Origin of the sequence: Flavobacterium sp. (assembly GCF_043780635.1) — a bacterium.
Lineage (GTDB): Bacteria > Bacteroidota > Bacteroidia > Flavobacteriales > Flavobacteriaceae > Flavobacterium.
This window is the reverse complement of sequence record NZ_JAYWCK010000140.1, coordinates 1-4,714: the sequence shown is the minus strand read 5'-3', so window position 1 is coordinate 4,714 and position 4,714 is coordinate 1. Positions and strand designations below refer to the sequence as shown.

General features: G+C 33.1%; 4 protein-coding genes. 1 reads left to right on the top strand and 3 read right to left on the bottom strand.

What is annotated here, in order from left to right; genetic code table 11:
* Positions 1-1,828 (bottom strand): hypothetical protein (locus ACH2BV_RS12830; protein ID WP_395051129.1); only part of this gene is annotated, 1,828 nt, incomplete at its 3' end.
* Between the two features lie 73 nt (positions 1,829-1,901).
* Positions 1,902-2,648 (bottom strand): 3-oxoacyl-[acyl-carrier-protein] reductase, encoded by a 747-nt coding sequence (fabG, locus tag ACH2BV_RS12825; protein ID WP_395051128.1) that lies wholly within the window; start codon positions 2,646-2,648, stop codon positions 1,902-1,904.
* 287 nt (positions 2,649-2,935) lie between these two features.
* Here fabG and ACH2BV_RS12820 point away from each other — a divergent pair, with 287 nt between their 5' ends.
* Positions 2,936-4,114: a cytochrome-c peroxidase gene (locus tag ACH2BV_RS12820; RefSeq protein ID WP_395051127.1), complete on the top strand. Its 1,179-nt coding sequence runs from the start codon at positions 2,936-2,938 to the stop codon at positions 4,112-4,114.
* A gap of 54 nt (positions 4,115-4,168) precedes the next feature.
* On the opposite strand, the gene ACH2BV_RS12815 is transcribed toward ACH2BV_RS12820, so the two are convergent.
* Positions 4,169-4,597 (bottom strand): hypothetical protein, encoded by a 429-nt coding sequence (locus ACH2BV_RS12815; RefSeq protein WP_395051126.1) that lies wholly within the window; start codon positions 4,595-4,597, stop codon positions 4,169-4,171.
* Positions 4,598-4,714: the final 117 nt, after the last annotated feature.

Sequence of the window (4,714 nt, the reverse complement as noted above, 5' to 3'; positions counted from 1 at the left end):
GAGCCAATTGGTTTAATTTCTCCACATCCGGATTCACAAATTGCTTTTCGATATCAAAATCCAGAATTTCAAAATGACTCGAATAAGTAGTTTTTGAATTTAATTCCTTTACAGCAAAATTATATTGTCCAGCCATTAATCCATCAAGATTTACTTTAAAGGAATTGTTTCCCTTTAATAAATCATAGTTTTTGGTTTGCTTTGTTTTAATGTTGGTTACCGAAATTGTCAAACGTGCTTTCTCATCAAATTCATAATTTTTGTTGAAATATTGCGCCGAAACCTCTATTGATTCACCAGAATTATAGAAATTTTCGTGATTGACAACCAATGATTTTTTAGAATTATTGGAAGTCAAAAACTGAATGATTTTGTCTATAAAAATATCGAATTTTTCGAATGATTGATTATCAACGTGACTTTGCAAACGCCATTTCCAAAGGTTTTCTCCCAAAAGAAAAGCGGAACGTTTTCCCTGATTTTCGGTGAAAGCCAATAAAGGAAAATTAGTATCAATATTTCTGATTTTCGAAGAAAGTAATGTCGAAACATTTCCGTTTGTGGTTACAGTGCCAAAAGCATTTTGCAAAGGCGGAAAATTTTCGAAACCTAAATTATCAATGGCAAAGAGATTAAATTGCGAATTAAATTCCGCTAAATAATCTTCTTTCTGACCGCTCATTTTAAAAACCAAATTATTTTGTTGTTGGTTCAAAAAATTGAAATCGGTATTGGTTCCAGTAATAATAAAAGTGTTAATTCCAGCTAATTTATTATTCTCAAAAACCGACTTAAATTCAGCTGTTGATTGGTATAATATTAAAATAGTATAATCCTGTAATGATTTGATATCTTTAGGTTTAACAATGGTTACTTTTCGTTGTGCATTAGATTCAATAGCGCGCTTTAATGCGCCAATATCCGGATGATCTATAGCCGAAACTATGGCAACATTCGTCTTTTGGTCAATAATTTCAACAGCAAAATTCTTAGTATTATTATAGGTATTCTTCTCTTTTTCTTTGGATAAAATTGTAGCTTTAAAAACTTGCAGTCCTACTTTATCAGCAGGAAGCAATATATTTATAATCACTGATTTTTTCGATGGAGAAAAAGAAACGCTTTGCTTGCTCAAAACCGAATTTCCTTGTGATATATTAAAATTAGCATTTACACTTTTGTTTCCTGAATACTGCAAAAACACTTCCACAGGAAATTTATTCTTTTGAAAAGCATATTTATTGACATTCAGTTGTGTCACTTTCAAATCCAAGAACTTCGTTGTATCACCAACAACCAATGGATAAACTTTATTATTTGCGTCAAAAGAATAAACATAATCATTACCTGAAGTTTGGTTTCCGTCCGTAATTAAAACTGTTGGGAAAGTAGCATTCTTATAAATGCCTTTCAGATTTTTTGCAACTTCATCGATATTAGTTTGATTTCCCGTGAAATCGAACTGCTCTGAAGGTTGAAAATCACTGGCAAATCGATAGGATTGAACATCAAATTTTTCTTGTAAACCCTTGTTTTGAGAGAGTTTTTTATACAATTCCAAAGCTGTTTCTTTAGCTTTTAAATCAAGAATAGAACTTGAATTATCAACAACGATTGGCAAAGGAGTTTTTATTATTTCGAAAGTATTTCTGGAAATTATGGGATTAATCAACAACAGCAATATTCCAAAAATCGATACAAAACGCAGAAAAGCCAAAACCAAGTTCACATTCGACTTCGTTTTGGCCTTATAATAATATTGAAAAAAAGACAAACCACTTGCTATCACTAATGAAAGTAAAAGAAATAGAAAGGAGTTTGTCGTCATATTTTTTGGTAATCAGTAAATTTTGTTTTGTCTGCAGTTGCTGCCAACTGAAAACTGAAAACTGTCAACTTTTTTAAGTAAGCATTCCTCCACAAACATTCAAAACTTGTCCCGTAACATAAGAACTCATATCTGAAGCCAAGAAAAGACAAGCATTAGCAACATCTTCAGTAGATCCACCACGTTTCAACGGAATACTATCTCTCCAACCTTGAATCGCTTCGTCGCTTAATTTTGCCGTCATTTCGGTTTCGATAAATCCAGGAGCAATTGCGTTGCAACGTATATTTCGAGAACCCAACTCCAATGCTACCGATTTTGTAAACCCAATAACACCCGCTTTCGATGCCGCATAATTAGTTTGCCCAGCATTACCCTGAATTCCTACTACAGAACTCATATTGATGATTGAACCCGAGCGTTGCTTTAAGAAAGTTCTTTGAATCGCTTTGGTCATATTGAAAACCGATTTCAAGTTAACATTAATTACATTGTCAAAATCAGCTTCGGACATACGCATTAGCAAATTATCTTTTGTAATTCCGGCGTTATTAATTAAAATATCAACAGTTCCAAACTCAGCCAAAACAGCATCAACAAAGGTTTGCGCTTCATTGAAATCGGCAGCATTCGATTGATATCCTTTGGCTTTTATCCCCATTTCGTTCAATTCTTTTTCTAATGCCAAAGCAGATTCTACAGATGAACTATACGTAAACGCAACGTTTGCACCGTTTTTTGCAAAAATTTCTGCAATTCCTTTTCCTATTCCGCGACTTGCGCCAGTAATGATGGCAACTTTTCCTTCGAGTAATTTCATATTTTATGATTAATTTGATTTTTATTTGGAGCTTTTTCCTGCTATACGTTACAATCCACGCCCAAAATCGCGGGATTTTCACTGCAAATGAAATTCACTGAACTCCTATTAAAATAAAAGTGAAGTGAAGTAATCAGGGCTAATTAACACTCGCCAAATATAACAATAATTGTTTGTTTGAAAAAAAATTCTACTTCCAATTAAACCATTTAAAAAATAATTAGTCTTAAAATTCGTTAGCTTTTAACAATTGAAAAAATAGCCAATCTTAAACCCTTGATTTATTTATGAAAAACATCACTTCACTTTTATTAGTAGCCTTTGTATTAGTACTATTTTCTTGTAGCAATGGTAATGATTCCGGATCAACTGATTTATATCCAAATGTGACCGCAAAATTTGCAGGTAAAATTGACTTGAATATTCCAAGCAATTATGCAAACCAAGGAAAACCAGCTTATATTACAAAAGATAATACCGCTGGAAACCCAATCACCGATAAAGGAGCAACTCTAGGACGAGTTTTATTTTATGACACCAATTTATCATCAAATAATACTATTTCTTGTTCTTCGTGTCATATTCAAGCTAATGCTTTTGGAGATATTGCCTTAGCCAGTGATGGTGTAAACGGAACAACAACAAGACATTCAATGCGTTTAGCAAATTCAAGGTTTTCAGTAGAAAACAAATTCTTTTGGGACGAAAGAGTTTCCACTTTAGAGATTCAAACAACGCAACCTATTCAAAATCATATCGAAATGGGATTTAGCGGAACAAGCGGAGATGGAAACATTGCAACGCTAATTACAAAACTTCAAAACATCGGCTATTATAAAGAATTGTTTAAATATGCTTTTGGTTCCGAAGAAATCACTGAAAATAAAATTCAATTGGCTTTAGCACAATTCGTAAGAAGTATTCAGTCATTTGATTCAAAATACGATCTTGGAAGAGCTTTGGTTGCGAATGATAACCAGCCTTTTACTAATTTTACAGCTCAAGAAAACCAAGGTAAAAATCTATTTTTAACACCACCTGTTTTTAATGCGACTGGTTCTAGAACTGCTGGAGGAGTTGGTTGTGCTGCTTGTCATGCAGCTCCCGAATTTGATATTGATCCCAACACAAAAAATAATGGAATAATTGGCGTTTTAAACGGAACTGGAATTGATATTACAAATACAAGAGCTCCATCGTTACGGAATTTGGTTAAAACTGACGGAACAACAAATGGTCCAATGATGCACACCGGAAATCTTACTACTCTTCAAAATGTAATTGGTCATTATAGCAAAATTAATCTCGCACCAGGAAATACAAATCTTGATCCAAGATTGGCTCCAAGCGGTTTTGGACAACAATTAAATCTAACTGCTCCTGAAGTAGATGCTTTGATTGCTTTTCTAAAAACCCTTTCAGGAACCAATGTATATGTTGATGCAAAATGGTCCAGTCCTTTTTAATTATAAAAAAAGCCTCACAAACGCGAGGCTTTAAAATTATTTTATAAGAATTAACTAAAAAGCCACATTCCATCTTGGCAATTTTCCATTTTCATCCAAGAAATTCTGTAAAATTTGTCCTTCTACAAAAGTTGGAATTACTTTATTTTTCTCGTTGAAAGTTTCGTACCAATACACTTCCAATCTTTCAATTTTTTCCAGTTTCATTTGTGCTGGCCAAGAATATTTTCTTCCAGTTTTCGCAAATTGATGTCCGTTTACGATTTTATCGAACAAACCGCCATTTTTGCTTTTCAAAGTACCATCATTTTGAATCGTTCCGGTAGACCCTACCATAATCAATTCTTTCTCTTCTCCATCAATAGTATAGACAAGGAAAACGCCGCTTCCTGCTTCCGTAGCATTGCAAACCTCTTCTAAACTATCATCCGTTGTATAACTAAACTGATTTTTGACTTTGAATTTTTTTAATTCTTTATACATCTTATTTTCTATTATTATTAATGAATAACCCCGAAGCAGAGCTTCGAGGTATCGTGTTAGTCGAATAAGAAACTCAATTGATTTCTATGAAATTTTTTATACTTGTTTTTCTCATCT

Excerpts from the sequence above, each read along its gene's own strand:
- fabG (WP_395051128.1), bottom strand. The coding sequence starts at position 2,648 with ATGAAATTACTCGAAGGAAAAGTTGCCATCATTACTGGCGCAAGTCGC.
- ACH2BV_RS12815 (WP_395051126.1), bottom strand. The coding sequence starts at position 4,597 with ATGTATAAAGAATTAAAAAAATTCAAAGTCAAAAATCAGTTTAGTTAT.
- ACH2BV_RS12820 (WP_395051127.1), top strand. The coding sequence starts at position 2,936 with ATGAAAAACATCACTTCACTTTTATTAGTAGCCTTTGTATTAGTACTA.